This window comes from Paracoccus sanguinis (assembly GCF_012689545.1).
In the GTDB taxonomy this organism is placed as follows: Bacteria; Pseudomonadota; Alphaproteobacteria; order Rhodobacterales; family Rhodobacteraceae; genus Paracoccus; species Paracoccus panacisoli.
Map to the genome: position 1 here is coordinate 1,057,695 of NZ_CP051542.1, position 18,580 is coordinate 1,076,274.

Here is an 18,580-nt window from a genome sequence, read left to right on the forward strand (position 1 = left end):
GCGCGCCTAGGCCGGCAACCGCAAGGGTCACCTCAGGCGCCGAGCAACGCCCGGATCTCGGCCACCTTCGTCGCCACCAGCGCCGCATCGCCGCGGCTTTCGACGTTGAGGCGCACCACCGGCTCGGTGTTCGACCGCCGCAGGTTGAAGCGCCAGTCGGAAAAGGCGAGGCTGATGCCGTCCGTCTCGTCCCGCGCCTCGGCCGCGCCGGCGTGCGCCGCGAGCACCCGGGCGATGGCGGCGTCGGGGTCGGTCAGGCGGAAGTTGATCTCGCCCGAGGACGGGAAGGCCGCCATCCGCGCGCGCACGAGTTGCGACAGTGGCAGCCCCGTCCGCCCCATCTGCGCCACCACCAGCAGCCACGGGATCATCCCGCTGTCGGCAAAGGCGAAGTCGCGGAAATAATGATGCGCGGACATCTCGCCGCCATAGACGGCGCCCGCCTGCCGCATGGTCTGCTTGACGAAGGCGTGGCCGGTGCGGGACTGCACCGCCTCTCCCCCCGCCTCGGCGATCACGTCGCGGGTGTTCCAGACCACCCGCGGGTCATGAACGATCCGCGCGCCGGGCTCGCGGGCCAGGAACGCCGCGGCAAGCAGCCCCACGACATATTCGCCGGGGATGAAGCGGCCGGTCTCGTCGAAGAGGAAGCAGCGGTCGAAATCCCCGTCCCACGCCACGCCGAGATCGGCGCCGTGGTCCCGCACCGCCTCGGCCGTCACCGGCTGGTTCTCGGGCAAGAGCGGGTTGGGGATGCCGTGCGGAAAGCTCGGGTCGGGGTCGTGGTGCATCCGCACGAACTCGAGCCTCGCGCCGCGCCGCGCCAGCTCCGCCGCGATGGCGTCGAAGGCCGGGCCGGCCGCGCCGTTGCCGGCGTTGACCAGCACCCGCAGCGGCGGCAGCGCGGCGGCGTCGACGAAGTCGCAGACCCGGCGCGCGTAATCCGCCCGCACCGCCGCGGCATCGACCACCCGGCCCGGCGCGGCGTCGGGGAACGCCCCGCCCTCGGCCAGCGCCTTGAGCGCGGCCAGGTCGGTCGCGGGGTCGAGCGGCGCCGCGCCCGCCTTGACCAGCTTCATCCCGTTGTAATCGATGGGGTTGTGCGAGGCGGTGACCTCGATCCCGCCATCCGCGCCGAGGAAGTCGGTGGCGAAATACATCTCCTCCGTCCCAGCCATGCCGAGGTCCAGCACCTCGACCCCGCCCGCGACCAGCCCCTTTGTCAGCGCCGCGGCCAGCGCGGGCGAGCTGTCGCGCCCGTCGCGCCCGACCACCACCCGGCGCGTGCCCGGCCGCGCGGCAAAGGCCCGCCCGACGCGCCAGGCCACGTCCGCGTCCAGCGTCTCGCCCAGCCGACCGCGCAGGTCGTAGGCCCCGAAACAGTCGATCCTGCGCGCGTCCATGCCGCCCCCTTGGCCCCCGTGCTTTGGTCCGGCTTGCCATGCCACCCGCTTGCAGCGCAACCTGCCCCCGCCGCAACGAAAGGTTCCCGATGTCCCGTGCCGCCACGCTCGACCTGATCGCCGCCTATTACGACGCCTTCAACCGCGGCGACGCGGACGCGATGCTGGCGCTGCTGGCCGAGGACGTCGAACACCACGTCAACGAGGGCGAAATCCGCCGCGGCCGCGACGCCTTTGCCGCCTTCAGCCGCCACATGGCTGACAGCTATGCCGAGCGGCTGGCTGACCTGACCATTATGGCGAGCGATGACGGCACCCGCGCGGCGGCCGAGTTCACCGTGCACGGCGAATACCTGCGCACCGACGCGGGCCTGCCCGAGGCGCGGGGCCAGCGCTACGTCCTGCCGGCGGGGGCGTTCTTCGCGGTGCGGGACGGGCGGATCACGCGGGTGACGACCTACTACAACCTCGCCGACTGGACGCGGCAGGTGAGCGCGGGGTGAGCGCCCCCCCTCCCCCGACCGAGACCCTGACCGGCGCAGCCGCCACGGCGGTCCTCGACGACGTGGCGCGGCTGAGGATCGCGGTGTTCCGCGACTGGCCCTATCTCTACGACGGCGACGCGGCGTATGAGCGCGAGTATCTGCGCGCCTACACCAACCCCGGCGCGGTGATCGTGACCGCCCGCGACGGGAGCGACGGGCCGATCATCGGCGCCGCCACCGGCGCGCCGATGGAACACCACGCCGCCGATTTCGCTGCCGCCTTCGCCGGCCGGCCCGAGCCGCTGTCCGACATCTTCTACTGTGCCGAATCGGTGCTGCTGCCCGGCTTCCGCGGCCGCGGCCTCGGCCACGCCTTCTTCGACGCACGCGAGGCGCACGCCCGCGCCCTCGGCTTCCGCTGGTCGGCATTCTGTTCGGTGATCCGCCCCGCCGACCATCCGGCGCGACCCGCGGGCTACCGCCCCCTCGACGCCTTCTGGCACAAGCGCGGCTATGCGCCGCTGCCGGGCGTCATCGCCCGCTTCCGCTGGCGCGACGTGGGCGCCGCCGAAGACACCGAGAAACCGCTGCAGTTCTGGATGCGGCTGCTTTAGATCAACCGCCCCCGTCAGCGCCCCGTAAGCCGGCGCCGGTTTTCTCGGCCCCTCGCGCCCCGGTCGGCAACCCTTGCCCCCGCGGCCGGGTTGACCCTGCGCCTGTCGCTGCCGTCACGCCCTGACACCCCCGCGCCCCGGCGCCCCGCCGCCGAGAGGAACCGCCCCATGAACGTCCCGCTGAACACGCCTCTGCCGGTCCCGCAAGGCCTCGCCCCGCCCGCCGGGGCCACGGTCCGGCTGGCCGGCCTCGCCACCGCGCTGCCGCCCCACATCCTGCGCCAGGACGAGGTGACCGCCCGCGCCCACGCGCTGCTCGCCCCCCGCTATCCGCAGTTCGACCGCATCGCGGCGGCGTTCCAGAACGCCGGGATCGACCAGCGCGGCTCGGTCGTGCCGCTCGACTGGTTCGGCGGCGATCACGGCTGGCAGGCGCGCACCGAACCCTATCTCGCCGGCGCCACGGCGCTGTTCCGGGACGCCGCCGACCGGGCGCTCGCCGCCGCGGGCGTGAGCGCGGGTGAGATCGACGTGATCGTCACGGTCTCCTCGACCGGGGTGGCGACGCCGACGCTCGAGGCGCGGGTCGCGGGCGAGATGGGGTTCCGCGCCGACGTGCTGCGGGTGCCGGTCTTCGGCCTCGGCTGCGCGGGGGGCGTCAGCGGGCTTGCCATCGCGCGCGAGCTGGCAGCCGCCCGCCCCGGCGCCCGGGTGCTGATGGTCGCGGTCGAGACCTGCACCCTGCTGTTCCGCATGGACCGGATGGACAAGGCCGACATCATCGCCACCGCGCTCTTCGGTGACGGGGCGGCGGCGGTGGTGCTGGCCTCGGACGCCCCCGGCGCGGCCGGCAGCGGGCCGGTGCTGGGCCGGGGGGCGCAGCATCTGTGGCCCGACACGCTCGACATCATGGGCTGGTCGGTGGACGACCGGGGCCTGGGGGTGATCTTCGACCGCTCGATCCCCGCCTTCGTCACCGCCGAGATCGCCGCCGCCATGGCCGCCCTCGCCCCCGCGCTCGGCGACACGCCGGTGGCGCGGATGGTCTGCCACCCCGGCGGCGCCAAGGTGGTGACGGCGCTCGAGGATGCGCTGGCGCTGCCCCCCGGCACGCTCGACGCCGAGCGTGCCGTGCTGCGCGACGCGGGCAACATGTCCGCGCCCACGGTGCTGTTCGTCTTGGGGCGGGTGCTGGCGCAGGGCGCGCGCGGGCGGCTGATGCTGGCGGCGCTGGGGCCGGGGTTCACCCTCTCGGCGATCCCGCTCGATGTCTGAGGGCGCGATGACCCAAGCCTGGCCCTCGGCGCTGTTCATCGCCTTCCTCGTGGTCCAGCGGCTGGCCGAGCTGGCGATCGCCCGGCGCAACACCGCCCGGCTGCTGGCGCAGGGCGCGGTGGAACATGGCGCCGCGCATTACCCACTGATCGTGGCGCTGCACGCCAGCTGGCTGGCCGCCATCGCGCTGTGGGGCTGGGGCGAGGCGGTGCGGCCGCTCTGGCTCGCGCTCTTCGCGGCGCTGCAGCTCGCCCGCCTCTGGGTGCTGGCGAGCCTCGGGCCGCGCTGGACCACGCGGATCATCGTGCTGCCCCAGCCGCTGGTCGCGCGCGGGCCGTTCCGCTGGCTCAGGCACCCCAACTATACCGTCGTGGTTGCCGAGATCGCCGTCGCGCCGATGGTGCTGGGGCTGGTCTGGGTGGCGGTGGTGTTCTCGGTCCTGAACGCGCTGGTGCTGTGGGTGCGCATCCGGGCCGAGAACGCGGCCCTCGCCAGCCTGCGCCCGCTGGCCTAGGCTGGCGCCATCGCCGCCCCGATCGCTGCTCCCGGAAGGACGCCCCCATGCGCGAGATCCGCATCGCCGCCGCCGCCTATCCCATCGACTGGCAGGCCGACTTCGACGCCTACGAAGCCAAGATCACCGCCTGGGTCGAGGAGGGCGCCGACTGCGACCTGCTCGTCTTCCCCGAATACGGCGCGATGGAGCTGGCGGGCCTCGGCGGCCCCGCGGTGGCCGGCGACCTGCAGGCCAGCCTGCGCGAGGTCGCCCGCCACGAGGCCGCCCGCGACGCGCTGCACGCCCGCCTCGCGGCGGCGCACGGGGTCCATATCCTCGCGGCCTCCGGCCCGGCGTTTGCGGGCGACACGGTGCTGAACCGGGCCGTGCTGTTCGGCCCTTCGGGGCGGATCGGGCACCAGGACAAGCAGGTGATGACCCGCTTCGAGCGCGAGGAGTGGCACGTCGCGGGCGCCCCCGGCCTGCGGGTCTTCGAAACGCCCGTGGGGCGGCTCGGGGTCGCCATCTGCTACGATTCCGAGTTCCCGCTGATCGCCCGCCGCCTGGCCGAGGCGGGGGTCGAGGTCCTGCTGGTGCCGAGCTGCACCGACACGGTGGCAGGGTTCAACCGGGTGCGGATCGGCGCCATGGCGCGGGCGCTGGAAAGCCAGTGCGTCGTCGTCCACGCGCCCACCGTGGGCGCGGTGGACTGGAACCCGGCGCTGGACGAGAACCGCGGACGGGCGGCGATCTATGCGCCCCCGGACGGGCTCTGGCCCGAGACGGGGATCGTGGCCGAGGGCGAGATGGACGGGCCCGGCTGGGTCAAGGCGACGGTCGATCTGGACCGCGTGGCCGAAAGCCGCCGCGACGGGCGGGTGCTGCCCTTCCGGCACTGGCCGGAGAGCGCCGTCGATCTGCTGGGCTGAGCGCGCCTAGTCGCGCAGGCGCGGCACCGTGTCGTCCGCTGCCGCCTCGCCCGTCCGCGGGCGCAGCGCGGCAAAGTCGAACAGCGCCGGGTCGGGCAGTTGCGAGGGCCGGATGTTGGTCAGGGCCCGGAACATCACCTGCCGGCGGCCGGGGCTGCGCGCCTCCCACTCGTCGAGAAGCTTCTTGACCTGCATCCGCTGCAACCCCTCCTGGCTGCCGCAGAGGTCGCAGGGGATCACCGGATACTGCATCGCGCGGGCGAAGCGGTCGCAATCGGCCTCGGCCACGAAGGCGAGCGGGCGCAGGACGTTCAGGTCGCCCTCTTCGTTCAACAGCTTCGGCGGCATCGCCGCCAGCCGCCCGCCGTGGAACAGGTTCATGAACAGCGTCTCGAGGATGTCGTCGCGGTGATGGCCGAGGACCACCGCGCTGCACCCCTCCTCGCGCGCGATGCGGTAGAGGTTGCCGCGCCGCAGCCGCGAACACAGGCTGCAATAGGTCCGCCCCTCGGGCACCTTGGCCTTCACCACCGAATAGGTGTCCTGATACTCGATCCGGTGCGGCACCCCGCGCTCGGTCAGGAACTGCGGCAGCACGGTGGCCGGGAAGCCCGGCTGGCCCTGGTCGAGGTTGCAGGCCAGCAGCTCAACCGGCAGCAGCCCGCGCCACTGCAGCTCGTGCAGCACGGCGAGCAGAGTGTAGCTGTCCTTGCCGCCCGACAGGCAGACCAGCCAGCGGTCGCCGGGCGTGACCATGTGATAGGTCTCGAGCGCGGCGCGCACCTCGCGCACCAGCCGCTTGCGCAGCTTGCGGAACTCGGTCGAGCTGGGGGCGCCGCGGAAGAGCGGGTGGATCTCGGTGTCGTCGGCGGCGTCGGTGCGGGGGTCGGCGGCGTCGTCGGTCAGGTCGTCGAGCATGAGGCGGTCCGGTCGGCGCCCGCACGGGGCTGGGTCATTGGGAGGAAACGCGGCGCGGGGTCAGAGGCCCCAAGCGTCGAACACGAACGTCAGCAGCGCGACCAGCGCCATGCCTGCCAGCAGGACCAGCAGCAGCCCCGGCAGGACGCGGCGCGGCGGGCTCATCGTCCGACCCCGTCGCGCCGGGGGGGCGGCACCGGGTCATAGCCCGACCCGCCCCACGGGTGGCAGCGCCCGATCCGGCGCAGCATCAGCGCGGTGCCGCGCAGCGCCCCGTGCCGTTCGAGCGCCTCGAGCGCGTAGACCGAGCAGGTCGGCTGGAACCGGCAGCCGTGGCCGATCCACGGGCTGAGCAGCAGGCGGTAGGCCCGCACCGGCAGCGCGACGATCCGTGCGGCGGGGGTCATGGCGCGCGGCGCCGGGGTCGCGCGCGGCGGGTGCCCCGTGCAGCGCCCCGCATCAGGGCCGGGCCCGGCGCTCATCGCCCGCCCCGGCGGCGCGGCGCGGCACCCGGATCGGTCGCGGGCGTCGGCTCGGGGGCCGCATGGACACGGCGCAGCGCGCCTTCGAGGTCGGCGCGCAGCAGCGCGAAGTCGCGCGTGGCGGTCGCCTCGGGCCGGCCGACGAGGACATAGTCCCAGCCGGGCCGTGCCGCGTCGGGCAGGATCTCGCGCGCGAGTGCCCGCAGCCGGCGCTTGGCGCGGTTGCGGGCCACGGCGTTGCCGAGCTTCTTCGAGCAGGTGTAGCCGACCCGGACCATCGTCGCGGGGGTCGCGTCGCCCTCGGGGCGCTGGCGGGCTTGCAGCAGAAAGCCCGCCGTGCCCTGACGGCGGGCCGATGCGGCACGCAGGAAGTCGGCGCGCCGCGCAAGGGTGACGAGGGGCCGCCGCCCGGCCCCGGCGCCGCCCGCAGGGGCGGCGGACGGGTCAGGCGAGGCCCCGGCCAAGATCAGGCCGACAGGACCTTGCGGCCCTTGGCCCGGCGCGCGGCCAGAACCTTGCGGCCGCCCTTGGTGGCCATGCGGGCGCGGAACCCGTGCCGGCGCGCGCGAACCAGGTTCGACGGCTGGAAGGTGCGTTTCATCGTCGTGCTCCAACAGACATGGCGCGAGAGGCGCGGGGAAACCCCGCGCGAAACGCGCCGGTAATGCGAAGCCCGTCAGATAGGGGGGTGCGCCGGACGAGTCAACACGCAAACCGCGCGGGGCGCCCGCGAAAACGCGGGAAAAACCCTTCGCCGCGCGGGCTGGCGCGCCCTCGTTGCCCCGCGCGCGCCGATGCGGCAAGGTCGCTGTCAGGGAACCGTGCCAGTTCACGTTTGTTTGATTCCCCGTCCCTGTCCGACCAGGCCGCATTGCCCGGGCCGAGCGGGGCGAGATACGGAACGCCATGACCCTCAACAGCATTTCCGGCCGGTTTGCACTGCTGACGATCGTCTTCGTCCTGCTGGCGGAAGTCCTCATCCTCGTGCCCAGCGTCACCGGGTTCCGCCGCGACTACCTCGCCACCCGGCTCGAGCGGGCGCAGATCGCAAGCCTCGCGCTGCTGGCGACCGACGAATCGATCGCCGCCGATCTGGAGAGCGAGCTGCTCGAGAATGCGGGGGTCTTCAACGTGGTGCTGCGGCGCGACGACGTGCGCCAGCTCGTGCTGTCCTCGAAGCTGCCGCGGCCGATCTCGGCCACCTATGACCTGCGCGAGACGGGCTGGCCGCGGGCGGTGCGCGACACGCTGCACGACCTGGTCAACGCCCGGCCCGAGATCATCCGGGTGATCGGCCAGCCGGTGCGCCAGGCCGGGCAGCTGATCGAGATCACCATGGACACCGCGCCGATGCGGACCGCGATGATCGACTTCACCCTGCGGCTGCTGGCGGTGTCGGCGGCGTTCTCGGTGCTGACCGCGCTGCTTCTGAACCTCGCCACCCAGCGGCTGATCGTGGGGCCGATCCGGCGGGTGATCGGGCACATGACGGCCTATGCCGCCTCGCCCGACGACAGCCGCACGATCATCACCCCCGCCGCCCGCATGGGCGAGGTCCGCGCCGCCGAGACCGCGCTCGCCGCCATGCAGCGCACCGTCACCGCCTCGCTCAAGCAGCGCGAGCGGCTGGCGCAGCTGGGGCAGGCGGTGGCCAAGATCAGCCACGACCTGCGGAACGTGCTGTCGACCAGCCAGATCCTCGCCGACCGGCTTGAGAACAGCGCCGACCCGGCGGTGCGGCGGGCGGCGCCGAAGCTCGTGGGATCGATCAGCCGGGCGGTGAACCTGTGCGAGACGACGCTCGCCTTCGGCAAGGCGGAAGAGCCGCAGCCGACGCTGACGATCTTCAACCTCGCGCCGCTGGTGGCCGACGTGGTCGAGGCCGAGACGCTCGCCGCCGAGGCGGCCGGCGACGGGGGCGAGGTCGACTTCGTCACCGACGTGCCGGCCGGGCTGCGTATCCGCGCCGACCGGGACCAGCTCTACCGGGTGCTCTCGAACCTCGCCCGCAACGCGCGGCAGGCGATCGCCGCGACGCGCCAGCCGGGCACGATCGAGCTGTCGGGCGCCGAGGACGAGACGCACTGGTGCATCCGGGTGGGCGACACCGGGCCGGGGCTGCCGAAGAAGGCGCTCGACCATCTGTTCCAGCCCTTCACCGGCGGCATCCGCAAGGGCGGCACCGGCCTCGGCCTCGCCATCGCCGCCGACCTCGTGCGCGGGCACGGCGGCAGCCTCGAGCTGGTGCGCAGTGATGCCGAGGGGACCGAGTTCCTGCTGCGTCTGCCGCGCGAGGTCGCCGCGGCGTAAGCGGCGGGTCCCCCGGCGCCGGTTGCGGGCGCGCGCGAGGAATATCGCAGGCCGGGTCGTTTTCCCCCTTGCAACCCCCCGCGCCCCGGCCTAGGTAGCCGCCCTACGACGGACCCGTAGCTCAGCTGGATAGAGCACCAGACTACGAATCTGGGGGTCGGGCGTTCGAATCGCTCCGGGTCCGCCACTTTTCCCCACCATCTGTCAGAGATGCCCTACCCTTGCGGCGGGGCCGGATCGAGCTGCTGTCCCCACCAGGCGCAGGTCTCCTCCCACGCCGGATAGATGCCCTTCTTGACGATGAGGATGGCGATCATCGGTGCCAGCAGCGGCGGGCAGCCGAGGGCCGAGAGCGCCGCGGTCAGCGCGCCGACCATTGCCGTCTCGCCCAGGCCCAGCGCGCCGCGCAGCTCGTCGCGGGCGGCGGCGTCGGCGGGCGCGGGGCCGCAGACCAGCCCGTAGAGCTCGCGGTGCCAGCGGCCGAAGAGCCGCTGCCCGAGCGCGGCGAAGGCGTCGCCGACCCCCTCGAGCCCGACCGGCGCCACCTCGAGCGTCAGGGTCCGGGCCGCGTCCGGGCGCAGCGAGATCAGCGTGTCGCGGCGGCCGATCTCGTTCATCAGCGCCCCCTCGGGCAGCGCCAGCAGCGCCTCGATGGCGGCGGCGTCGGCGACCGGCAGGGGGCGGGCGGGCGCGACGGCCTCCTCGGGCGGCGCAAGGTCGACCGACTCGAGTCCCCCCGGTACCGCTTCGCCCAGGCCGATGTGGCGGGCGGCGGCGCGGATGATCCCGGCCGGGCCGCGGAACCCGAAGCTGGTCGGGTGCAGCTCGTCGTGCCACTGGCCGCGCGGGACGCTGCCGCGGCAGTCGGCCACGATCACCCGCCCGCCGAAGCGCGCGGCCAGCGCCGTCAGCCCGGCGTGGAAGCGGTCGATCAGCAGCCCCAGCACCGCCGACTGCAGCGTCGGATCGACGATCCCGAGCCGCGCCAGCGGCTGGCCGAGCCAGCGGCCGTTGGCGGCAACCACCCGGTCGTAGCTGTGACAGACCACCCGCGGTGCGCCGGCGCTCAGCCCGGTCTCGATCAGGTTGCCGTAAAGCTCCAGCGTCGCGCCGAGCAGCGGCGCGAACCCCGGCCCGATCAGGTCGTCCGCGCGCGCCCCCGGCCGCCACGGCACTAGGCAGCGCCCCAGCCCCGCGCCCAGCACGTCGTTGCCGCCACCGCTGAGGATAAGCAGGTCGGGGCGCTCGGCCCGCACGGTCACCCCCACCTCGTCCTGCCGGGCCATGTCCGAGAGCATGTCCCCCGCGGCGCTGAGGCAGTGAATCGCCCAGACCCCGGAGAGGTGATCGACCACATCGTCGATGAGGAAGGGATACTGGAACCACGAATCGCCCTCGGCCACCACTTTGGGGCCGCGCCACCCGGCGGCGATGCGCTGGCGGTAGGCCTGCAGCCGCCGCCACCGCGCCACGCCGTTGAGCGAGGCCATCGCCGCCGCCGACTCGGCCTCGCCATAGTCCACCCGCGCGGGGTTGGGGATCACCTGCGGCATCAGCGGCCCGCCGGCGAGCGGGTCGAGCATCACGTAGGGGCGGATCGCCCGGTCGGGGATGGCGGGGTCGGCCAGCATCGCCTCGAACGCGGCGCGGCTGATCGGCGGCGCCGGGCGCCGGGGTGGCGGCCCGACGGGGGACGGCGGCCGGACGCGGGGGCGCGCTTCGGCCGCGGTTTCGGGCGTGGGGGTCGTCGAAGGCATCGTCATGGCGTCGTCCTCGTCCGTCCGGGGTGAGCGAAAGCCCCGCGTCACCCGGCGCCGAGGTCGAGCCACAGCTCGATCACGCCGGTGGCGGGCAGCTGGGGAAGTTGGGTCAGGGGCACGACGACCGGCGGGGACGCCATCGTGTTGCCGGCGACGAGCGCGGCGGCGACGGCCTCGGCCAGCCGCGCGTCGGCGTCGTGGAAATAGCGCAGCTCGTCCTTGCCGATCGCCTCGGGCCGGTACTCGGCCGGAGGCACCGCGAACCCCTGGTTCCTGAGCGTTTCGCTGATCCTGTCGGCACGGGCGGCGATGGCCGCGTCCGCGGCGGCCACGGCGGGGTCGGGGGGCGGGCCGATCGTGCCGCGACCGGCGAACTGCAGGAAGACCCGGGTGCAGTTCTGCTGCGGCGCCTCGACCTCGGCCCACAGACGCGTCGTGCCGTCCGGTCGCGGGTAACCCTGCGCGGCCGAGGTCAGCGTGACCTGCCCGCCATTGGGAACCACCCCCTTGGTCGGCGCGAGGGTATAGTCGGGGTCGGGCAGCGCGTCGCGCAGGTTGATGCCCGAAGGGGTGGCGACCGCCACCCGGGCGCCGGGGGCGAGGGTTTGCGGATCGACACCGCCGGCCAGCCGGCTGTCGCCGGCGTTGCCAAGCCACATGGCGCCGCCGCACGTCCCGAGATCGGCGGGCAGCGGTGCGCCCCCGGACACGTCCGGGGCCGGCATCGCGGGTCGCGGTGCCGGGACGGGATTTTGCGGCGCTGCCCCCGGTGCCGCCGCGCCGGCGTCCGGCATCTCGGGCAACGAGGTCAGGACGCCACCCGTCGGACTGAGGGTCCTTACCCCGGGCCACGGCGCAAGCGCGCCGTCGCGGCGGAGGGGCGAGAACGCGCTCTGCGCCGTCGCGCCGACGCCCGAATCTGCGGCGCCGGCGGCGGGGTCGAGGTCGGCCAGCGACGTACTCACCGAGACCACGTCGTCACTGCTCCGCTCGATCCCGCCGCCGCGCAGCTCGAGCAGGTCGAGGACCGGCGCGGGCTGCCCGACGAGCGAGGTCAGCAGCTCCCGCGTCGGGGCCAGATTGCGGTCCGTCAGCGCGAGGACAGCGGCTTTCGCCTCTTCGCTGATCTGGGCGCGCTCGGACTGGCGGGCGCTCAGGATCTTCTGCTGGTCATAATTGAGATTGGCGATGCGGACCCAGCCGAGCCCGGCGATCAGCGCCACGGCCAACAGCACCAGCGCCGCGGTGCCCCTCCGCCGCCTGCGTCGCGCGGCCGCCGCCTCGACCGACGCCGCCACGAAGGCGGCGATGTCTCGGTCGGCATGGGCATGGCGCCGGGCGGCCTCGATGGCGTCCCCGGCCAGCAGCAGCCCGTCGCGGGCGGTGCCCTGGGCCTGCTGCCACTGGCGCGCCATCGCCGCGAAGCGCACCTGCTCGAAGGTCGCCTCGCGCCGGGTCTGGGGCGGGGGCTCGGGTTCGGGCGCCTGGTGCGGGCGGAACGTCGCAGCGGCCTTGCGCACGATGCGCGACCGGGGCGGCGGGCCGGGCACCCTGGGGGCGGGGCCGCCAGAGGTCGGGTCGGGGGCGGCGGCGTCTGACCGGATGGCGGTCCGGGCATCTGCCGCCCCCGCCGTGCCGCCCGCCCCGGCGGGACCTGAGCCGACCCTCGCGGGCTCCGGCTGGCTGGCCGCCTGCGCGAAATCCGCCAGCGCGGGGATGGCGAAGCGGCCCGTCTCGGCCCCGACCTGCGCGGCGAGCGTGAACATCAGGTCGCGCAGCGCGTCACGGTCCAGTCCGACCGGCACCCCCGCCCCCGCCGCGATGACCTGATCGAGCAGCGCCTGGCGGTCGGGGTTGGCGGGGCCGCCCGGGCGCGGGTCGGGCAACGCGGCGGCCCGGTCGATCAGCGCCTGAACGGCGGGCGAGGCGACGCCCTCGATCATGGCCCGTTCAGGCTGCAATATTCGGGGACCCGGCCGAGAATGCGGCCGATCCCCGCGCGCAGCCCGCCCAGCAGCAGGAAATCGCGCTTGAGCTGCTGGTCCACCTCGATGAACTGGCCGCGCACGCGGCGGCTCGTCTCATCCAGCGCGGCGCAGAGCGCCGCGTAGCCCGCGTCGTGGCTCAACACCTCGTATTCAACGATGGCGGCGCGCAGGACGTCGGACGGCAGCTCCACGGCGCGGTCCGGGAAAAGCCGGCCCAGCGCAAATTCGAGCGGTTTCAGCCCCTTGACGACGCGGGCGAACCAGTCAGCGGCCAACGGGGCGCGCATCGCCTCTTCGATGGCATAGAGGCCCAGATCGACGTACTGCCAGACCGAGTGGGCGAGCACCCGGCGCAGCAGGGTATCATGCAGCGCGACGATCACCAGCGTGTCGTAGTCGAACAGGTTTTCCGCCCGCGCCCGCTCGAACTCGTCCACCAGACCGCGGAACGGGAACGCCGCCGCCTCGGCAAAGATCGCGGTTTCGAGCGCCGGCATTTCAGTCCTGAGCATCTCGCGCAGCACGAAGGGGGCATAGGCGACCTGCGCGGGGTCAGTGGCCGCCAGCAGCCCGCGCGCCAGGGCCAGCGCCCCGCGGCAGCGGCCGAGCGCGTCCTGCCCGGCTGCGTCCAGCCCGCCGAAATCCTCGGCCAGCAGCGCCTCGGTCGCGGCGACCAGAGGCGCCAGCCCGGCCAGCGCGGCCCCGCCCGCGGCGGCGGCAGGGGCCGAGGCGGGGCCGGGGGTGGGGCCGGGGGTGGGGCGCATCGCCCCGGCCCCCATCACCTGCAGCCCGTGCAGCGCATCGTGCAGGCGCTTGAGGTCGACCATCCGCTCCAAGCCCTCGCAGGCCATGACCAGCGTGGTCTCGCGGCATCTGCAGAGCTTGGCCAGCAGCCTGACCTCGGCATCCGAGGCCTGGGCGCCGTCCCGGGCCAGGCCGCAGACGACATCGGCATAGCCGTCGATCAGCGCCTGCGCGGCGGCGATCTCGGCCGCCATGCTGGGCGCCGTCACCAGCACGGCGCCCAGATCGACCAGCTCGCAGTTGCGCCCCTGGTGGCGCCAGCGCGCCTCGATGACCCGCAAGAGGAACGAGGTCACGAGCGCCTCGCCCGGCATTTCGGGCCCTACGGCGAACACGCAGCCGTCGAGGATCTGGCCCGCCGGCGTGCTGCTCAGGACAGCCGGAAACGTATCGTCGGCGAGGCGCTGGCCGGGATAGCGCCGCAGCGCCTCGCGCAGGTGGTCGGTCTGGATGCCGTCGACGAACACCGTCCGGCAGTTGGCGAAGGGGATCGAAAACGGCGCGGTCATGGCGGCAGCACCCCCGGCGCGCGGGTGGCGATGCTCTGGGCCACGAGGCCGACCGGCACCGCCTGATTGTAGGCCGGATCGTTCAGCGCCGGGTCGCCAAGGTGGTGCAGCCCCACCAGGTTGAGGTCCCAGTCGAACACCGGAGAACCGGACGAGCCGGGTTGGGTGTTGGTGCGATAGCGCAGCCGCAGCCCCTTGTGCACCGGCCCGATCAGGGCGTTGTCGTCCAGCGCCATCTTCATCGGCTCGCCCTGCGGGTGCTGGACGATGATGATCGGTGCGTCGGGGCCGAGCGGCGGCCCCGGGCGCAGCGTCTGCCACCCCCGTTCGGCGGTGGGTGCCGACAGCCGCAGCAGCGCGTAGTCCAGCTCGTCCGCGGCGGGCGGGTCGTCGGGGCGCGTGCCCATCTCGCCGGGCGCGCAGGGCCGTTCATCGACCACGCGCTCGACCGGGAACTCGGTCCCGGCCTCGGTCCCGTCGGGCAGCCGGTGATAGTCGAAGCGCACCGCCAGCGTATCCGCGGCCCCCGCCTTGCGGGCGAAATCGACGACGTGCCAGTTTGTCAGGACCAGCCCGTCACCGACGAGGAACCCGGTGCCGAAGGGCCGCCCGTTCGATTCGATACGGCCCACCTGCGCCATGACCCGTTCCAGCCGCTGGACCCAGGCCTTGAGGTCGATCTGCGCCAGGTTCGGCCGCACCAGCCGCCGCAGCGCCGGGCCGCCGTTGCCGGGGACCTCGGGGTGCGGGGCGCCGGCGGACTGCACATCGAAGCTCGCGGTCGCGGTGGTGTCGGCCCGCGTGAGGTCGGGAAAGGCCGCGCGCAGGGCGGCACGCACGTCGCCGCGCTGCGGCTTCTCGCGGTAGACGACGCGCGCCAGCCACTCGGTCGTCCCGTCGCGCTCGAGCGCGGCGAGCAGCTGCTCGATGGCGGGGCGCAGCGGCAGGTGCATGTCGGCGTATTCGACGAACAGGCGATCGCCGGTGGCTTGCCACACATAGCGTTCCAGTTCTGCCACGCTGACAGCCGACGCCAGCAACCTGGCGAGGCGCGTGGAGTCGTCCGGGCTGAGCACCAGAAACCCCCGAAATGGAGAACACGAAAACAGGCTTCAGCAAACATGAACGAGGATCAGGGTAACGCCGACGTGAGCCGTCTGTCAACGTCGGCGGCACTCTGCCCAAGGTTGCGGCACAGGGTTTTTCCGAATCGGGCGAATGGGTTACAATATGTGACGTAAGGTTAACGCGTTCCATTGCCCGAGGCCGCGCAGGGCCGGCCCGGGTCTGTTTTCCGGGGTGTGAGTGATGCGCCGCCTTGAGTCCCTTCGTGCTTCCGCGAACTTCGACCGGGTGCTGGCCCGCGCCGCGCGCCAGCTTGCCGCCGCCGCAGACACGCCCCCCGCGGCGCCCGGCCCGATGGCCGACGCGGGCCCCGATCCGGCCGGGGCCGCACCGCCGACAGAGGGCGCCACCGCGCCCCCTCCCCCGATGACGAGCGGGCTCGAGGGCTTTTCCGGGGCCATCGTGGTCACCGGCGACGCCGACCCCGCGTCGGCGGTGGACGAGGCCGCGCAGCGGATCGCCGAGGGGGCGCCCCCCGCCCCCGGCCGCGAGGCGGTGCAATACGCGGTCGAGGCAATCGTGCTCGACACGATGCGGCCGCCGTGGCTGATCGTGGGGGACGCCATCCGCATCGACCGCGACTTCGACCGCTCGGATCTGGTCAGCGGGCGGCTTGACCTCTTCAACGGGCTCTGCCGTCCGGTCGGGCGGGTGGACCTGATCCACCACGCCACCAACGAGTTCGTCGGCACCGGCTGGCCGATCGCGCCCGGCATCGTCGTCACCAACCGCCACGTCGCGCAGGAGTTCGCCGAGGCCGACGCCTTCGGCCGCCTGCGCTTCCGCCGCGGTCTTGACGACCAGCCGATCGAGGCCACGCTGAACTGCATCGCCCAGCACGAGACCGACGGGCTGCGCCGCCGCACCTTCGTCAACGAGGTGCTGTTTGTCGCCGGCCCCGGCGAGCCCGACATGGCCTTCCTGCGGATCGAGCCGGCGACGGGGATCGAGCCGCTGCCGATCTCGGCCCGGCGCGCCGCGAAGGGCGAGCCGGTGGGGGCCATCGGCTACCCGGCGCGGGACTCGCGCAACGACGCCACGGTGATGGGGCAGGTGTTTCAGGACATCTACAACGTCAAGCGCTTCTCGCCCGGCTTCGTGATGGAGGTGCAGCCCGACGGCGCGACCTTCACCACCGACTACTCGACGCTCGGCGGCAACTCGGGGTCGGCGATCGTCTCGCTGGATACGGGCGAGGTCGTGGGGCTGCATTTCGCCGGCGCCTATCACAGCGCGAACTACGGCGTGCCGGTCGATCTGGTGACGGCGGCGCTGCGGGCGGTGCTGCCGCGCACCCACCCCTCGGCGGCGGTGCCGGGACCGGACGGGGCGGCGCCGGGGCCCGAGGCCGCGCCCCGCGACCGGGTGACGGCGCCCGAGGCGCTTGCCGGGCGCGAGGGCTATGACCCGGCGTTCCTCGGCCCCGACCGCCGGGTCGAGCTGCCGGACGTGGGCGACTGGGGGGACGATCTCGCCCCCGTCGCGGGGCGCGACGACGGGCAACTCACCTACCGGCATTTCTCGGTGCTGCAATCGGCCTCGCGCCGGATGCCGCTGCTGACGGCGGTGAACATCGACGGGGCCGAGGCGCAGCCGCTGAAGCGGCGCGACCGCTGGGCGCTCGACGGGCGGATCGACGCGGCCCACCAGATCGGCGGCGCCTTCTACGCCGACAACCCCTTCGACAAGGGCCACATGGTCCGCCGCCGCGATCCCGGCTGGGGCACCCCCGAGGCCGCGCGCGAGGGCGAGGAGGACAGCTTCCACTACACCAACGCCGCGCCCCAGCACGCGGCGCTGAACCAGCGCCATTGGGCCGGGCTCGAGGATTACCTGATGGGCGCGGCCGAGACGCGCGGCTTCCGGCTGTCGGTGTTCACCGGCCCGGTGCTGCGCGAGAGCGACCGCCCGCTGGCCGGGGCCGCGCCGCCCCCGGACGGCGGCGCCCCCATCCGCATCCCGGAAGAGTTCTGGAAGGTCGCGGTGATGATCAACGACGCGACCGGGGCGTTGCACGCGACCGGCTATGTCCTGTCGCAGGGCCGGATGATCCGCGACCTGACCGAGGCCGCCTTTGTCCTCGGCGCCTACCGCACCTACCAGCTGCCGATCCGGCAGATCGAGGCGGCGACGGGCCTCGACTTCGGGGCGGCGCTGCGGGACGCCGATCCGCTCGACCCCGGCGGGCGCGAGCTCGCGCCACGCCGCGCGGTTCCCATCGACGGGCCGGACGACCTCGTGCTGTGACCACGCCGCGCGCCCCACGGCAGGACCTCGTGCTCGGCATCTACGATGCCGTCCTCGACCCGGCGCTCTGGCCCGACATCCTCGACCGCCTCGCCCACGAGGTCGGCGCGCTGGGGATCATCATCTTCGACATGACCGACGACGCCGAGGCGCTGAGCGTGCGCACGTTCTCGTCGCGCTACGAGCGCGGGGCGATCGAGCGCTACCTTGCGCTGCATGTCAGCTACGAGATGGCCGACCAGCGCATCTTCGCCCGCCACTCGGCGGCGGCCGACCGGATCGAGGTGATCGGGGACGAGGTGCTGGCCCCCACCTCGGCGCAGCTTGCCGCGCGGCCCAATTCGCAGGCGATGGCGCAGTTCGGCATCCTGCACCGGGCGGGGGCGCTGCTCAGCCGCGACAACCCCGGCCGCGACCGCTTCTCGATCCAGTTCTCGCGCTCGCACGGGCCGCTCGGGTCAGGGGACCGGGCGGTGCTGGGGCTCTACCTGCCGCATCTGGCCAAGGCGTTCGAGCTGTCGCGCCCGATCGACCGCTGGCGGGGCCTTGCCGCGGGGCTGGCCGCGACGCTCGACCGGCTCAGCATCGGCATCTGCCTGATCCGCCCCGACCGCGCGGTGATCGCCCAGAACGCCGAGTTCCGCCGCCAGGTCGACGAGCTGGGGGTGATGGCGGTGACGCGCGACGGCAGGCTTGAGGTGCGCCACCCCGAGGGGCGGGCATGGCTCGAGCGGCTGACCGGCGACCCCGCCCGGCACGGTCAGTTCGGCGCCCGGCCACGGAAAGAGGCGCTGGGTGCGCTGCGCCGGGACGAGCGTGTGTCGGTCTCGGTCGAGATCGCGCCCCTCGGGACGCTCGAGGCGTTCGGCGGCGGGCGGCTGGACGGCTATGTGGTCTATTGCCTCGACACCAGCCGCCCGGTCGAGATCGACCTCGAGGGCGTGCGCCGGGCGATGGGGCTGACGGCGGCCGAGGCCGACCTGCTCGGCCTGCTGGCGGAGGGGCTGACCAACCGCGAGATCGCCGGCCACCGCGACCGCTCGGTCGAGACGATCAACACGCAGGTCAAGTCGCTGCTGGCCAAGGCCGATTGCGCCAACCGCACGCAGCTGATCCGCCGCGCGACGACGATCGGCTGCCGGTTTCTGGCCTGATCACCAGAACGGGTGATGCGAAGCCTGCCCGGCGGCCGCAGGATGGACACGAGACCCGGGGGACCGGATCGGCACGGAGCA

At 73.7% G+C, this 18,580-nt stretch carries 17 protein-coding genes and 1 tRNA gene; 9 read left to right on the plus strand and 9 right to left on the minus strand.

All coding sequences use genetic code 11. From position 1 onward, the window contains the following. Positions 1-32: 32 nt before the first annotated feature. On the minus strand, positions 33-1,403 hold the full coding sequence (locus HGN31_RS05080; RefSeq protein ID WP_168782528.1) for a phosphohexomutase domain-containing protein: 1,371 nt from the start codon (positions 1,401-1,403) through the stop codon (positions 33-35). Positions 1,404-1,492: 89 nt separating this feature from the next. Between HGN31_RS05080 and HGN31_RS05085 the strand changes: the two genes are divergently transcribed. The 5 genes from HGN31_RS05085 to HGN31_RS05105 all read left to right on the plus strand — a co-directional run bounded on the left by HGN31_RS05085 (position 1,493) and on the right by HGN31_RS05105 (position 5,202). Next, positions 1,493-1,906 carry a ketosteroid isomerase-related protein gene (locus HGN31_RS05085; protein ID WP_168782529.1) on the plus strand — a complete coding sequence of 138 codons (414 nt, stop codon included), beginning with the start codon at positions 1,493-1,495 and terminating at the stop codon, positions 1,904-1,906. Further along, positions 1,903-2,502 carry a GNAT family N-acetyltransferase gene (locus tag HGN31_RS05090; RefSeq protein ID WP_211096337.1) on the plus strand — a complete coding sequence of 200 codons (600 nt, stop codon included), beginning with the start codon at positions 1,903-1,905 and terminating at the stop codon, positions 2,500-2,502. Before HGN31_RS05085 ends, HGN31_RS05090 begins: the two co-directional genes overlap by 4 nt. A gap of 168 nt (positions 2,503-2,670) precedes the next feature. Then, complete coding sequence (locus HGN31_RS05095) at positions 2,671-3,777, plus strand: type III polyketide synthase (RefSeq protein ID WP_168782530.1); 1,107 nt, start codon at positions 2,671-2,673, stop codon at positions 3,775-3,777. 7 nt (positions 3,778-3,784) lie between these two features. Further along, complete coding sequence (locus HGN31_RS05100; protein ID WP_036703765.1) at positions 3,785-4,291, plus strand: isoprenylcysteine carboxyl methyltransferase family protein; 507 nt, start codon at positions 3,785-3,787, stop codon at positions 4,289-4,291. A gap of 56 nt (positions 4,292-4,347) precedes the next feature. Then, on the plus strand, positions 4,348-5,202 hold the full coding sequence (locus HGN31_RS05105; protein WP_168783816.1) for a carbon-nitrogen hydrolase family protein: 855 nt from the start codon (positions 4,348-4,350) through the stop codon (positions 5,200-5,202). Between the two features lie 6 nt (positions 5,203-5,208). Here the strand turns inward: HGN31_RS05105 and ttcA are convergent, their stop codons facing one another. From ttcA to rpmH, 4 genes are all read right to left on the minus strand, one after another. Further along, positions 5,209-6,120, minus strand: a complete 912-nt coding sequence (gene ttcA / locus HGN31_RS05110; protein WP_168782531.1) for a tRNA 2-thiocytidine(32) synthetase TtcA — start codon at positions 6,118-6,120, stop codon at positions 5,209-5,211. A gap of 161 nt (positions 6,121-6,281) precedes the next feature. Next, positions 6,282-6,527 (minus strand): membrane protein insertion efficiency factor YidD, encoded by a 246-nt coding sequence (yidD, locus tag HGN31_RS05115; protein ID WP_168782532.1) that lies wholly within the window; start codon positions 6,525-6,527, stop codon positions 6,282-6,284. A gap of 71 nt (positions 6,528-6,598) precedes the next feature. Continuing rightward, entirely contained in the window at positions 6,599-7,066 is a 468-nt protein-coding gene (gene rnpA / locus HGN31_RS05120) for a ribonuclease P protein component (protein ID WP_331429089.1), read from the minus strand. A gap of 2 nt (positions 7,067-7,068) precedes the next feature. Further along, positions 7,069-7,203, minus strand: coding sequence for a 50S ribosomal protein L34 (gene rpmH / locus HGN31_RS05125; protein WP_036703770.1), 135 nt, complete (start codon positions 7,201-7,203; stop codon positions 7,069-7,071). 305 nt (positions 7,204-7,508) lie between these two features. On the opposite strand from rpmH, the gene HGN31_RS05130 reads away from it, so the two are divergent. Next, positions 7,509-8,912, plus strand: coding sequence for a sensor histidine kinase (locus HGN31_RS05130; RefSeq protein WP_036709569.1), 1,404 nt, complete (start codon positions 7,509-7,511; stop codon positions 8,910-8,912). A 110-nt stretch (positions 8,913-9,022) separates the two neighbouring features. After that, a tRNA-Arg gene (locus HGN31_RS05135) sits at positions 9,023-9,099 on the plus strand. A gap of 28 nt (positions 9,100-9,127) precedes the next feature. Here HGN31_RS05135 and HGN31_RS05140 read toward each other — a convergent pair. Genes HGN31_RS05140 through HGN31_RS05155 form a run of 4 tightly spaced genes read right to left on the minus strand, consistent with a single transcriptional unit; the run spans position 9,128 to position 14,971 of the window. Next, positions 9,128-10,675 (minus strand): SGNH/GDSL hydrolase family protein, encoded by a 1,548-nt coding sequence (locus HGN31_RS05140; protein ID WP_168782533.1) that lies wholly within the window; start codon positions 10,673-10,675, stop codon positions 9,128-9,130. A 41-nt stretch (positions 10,676-10,716) separates the two neighbouring features. Continuing rightward, positions 10,717-12,615 carry a hypothetical protein gene (locus tag HGN31_RS05145; protein WP_168782534.1) on the minus strand — a complete coding sequence of 633 codons (1,899 nt, stop codon included), beginning with the start codon at positions 12,613-12,615 and terminating at the stop codon, positions 10,717-10,719. After that, complete coding sequence (locus HGN31_RS05150; RefSeq protein ID WP_168782535.1) at positions 12,612-13,973, minus strand: hypothetical protein; 1,362 nt, start codon at positions 13,971-13,973, stop codon at positions 12,612-12,614. Before HGN31_RS05150 ends, HGN31_RS05145 begins: the two co-directional genes overlap by 4 nt. Continuing rightward, positions 13,970-14,971: a trypsin-like serine peptidase gene (locus HGN31_RS05155; protein ID WP_168782536.1), complete on the minus strand. Its 1,002-nt coding sequence runs from the start codon at positions 14,969-14,971 to the stop codon at positions 13,970-13,972. The genes HGN31_RS05150 and HGN31_RS05155 overlap by 4 nt, the downstream gene beginning before the upstream one ends. Before the next feature lie 310 nt (positions 14,972-15,281). On the opposite strand from HGN31_RS05155, the gene HGN31_RS05160 reads away from it, so the two are divergent. Both HGN31_RS05160 and HGN31_RS05165 read left to right on the plus strand, forming a co-directional pair. Beyond that, entirely contained in the window at positions 15,282-17,345 is a 2,064-nt protein-coding gene (locus tag HGN31_RS05160) for a DNA/RNA non-specific endonuclease (protein ID WP_168782537.1), read from the plus strand. After that, positions 17,342-18,499, plus strand: coding sequence for a helix-turn-helix transcriptional regulator (locus HGN31_RS05165; RefSeq protein WP_036736042.1), 1,158 nt, complete (start codon positions 17,342-17,344; stop codon positions 18,497-18,499). Before HGN31_RS05160 ends, HGN31_RS05165 begins: the two co-directional genes overlap by 4 nt. The last annotated feature ends 81 nt before the right edge of the window (positions 18,500-18,580 follow it).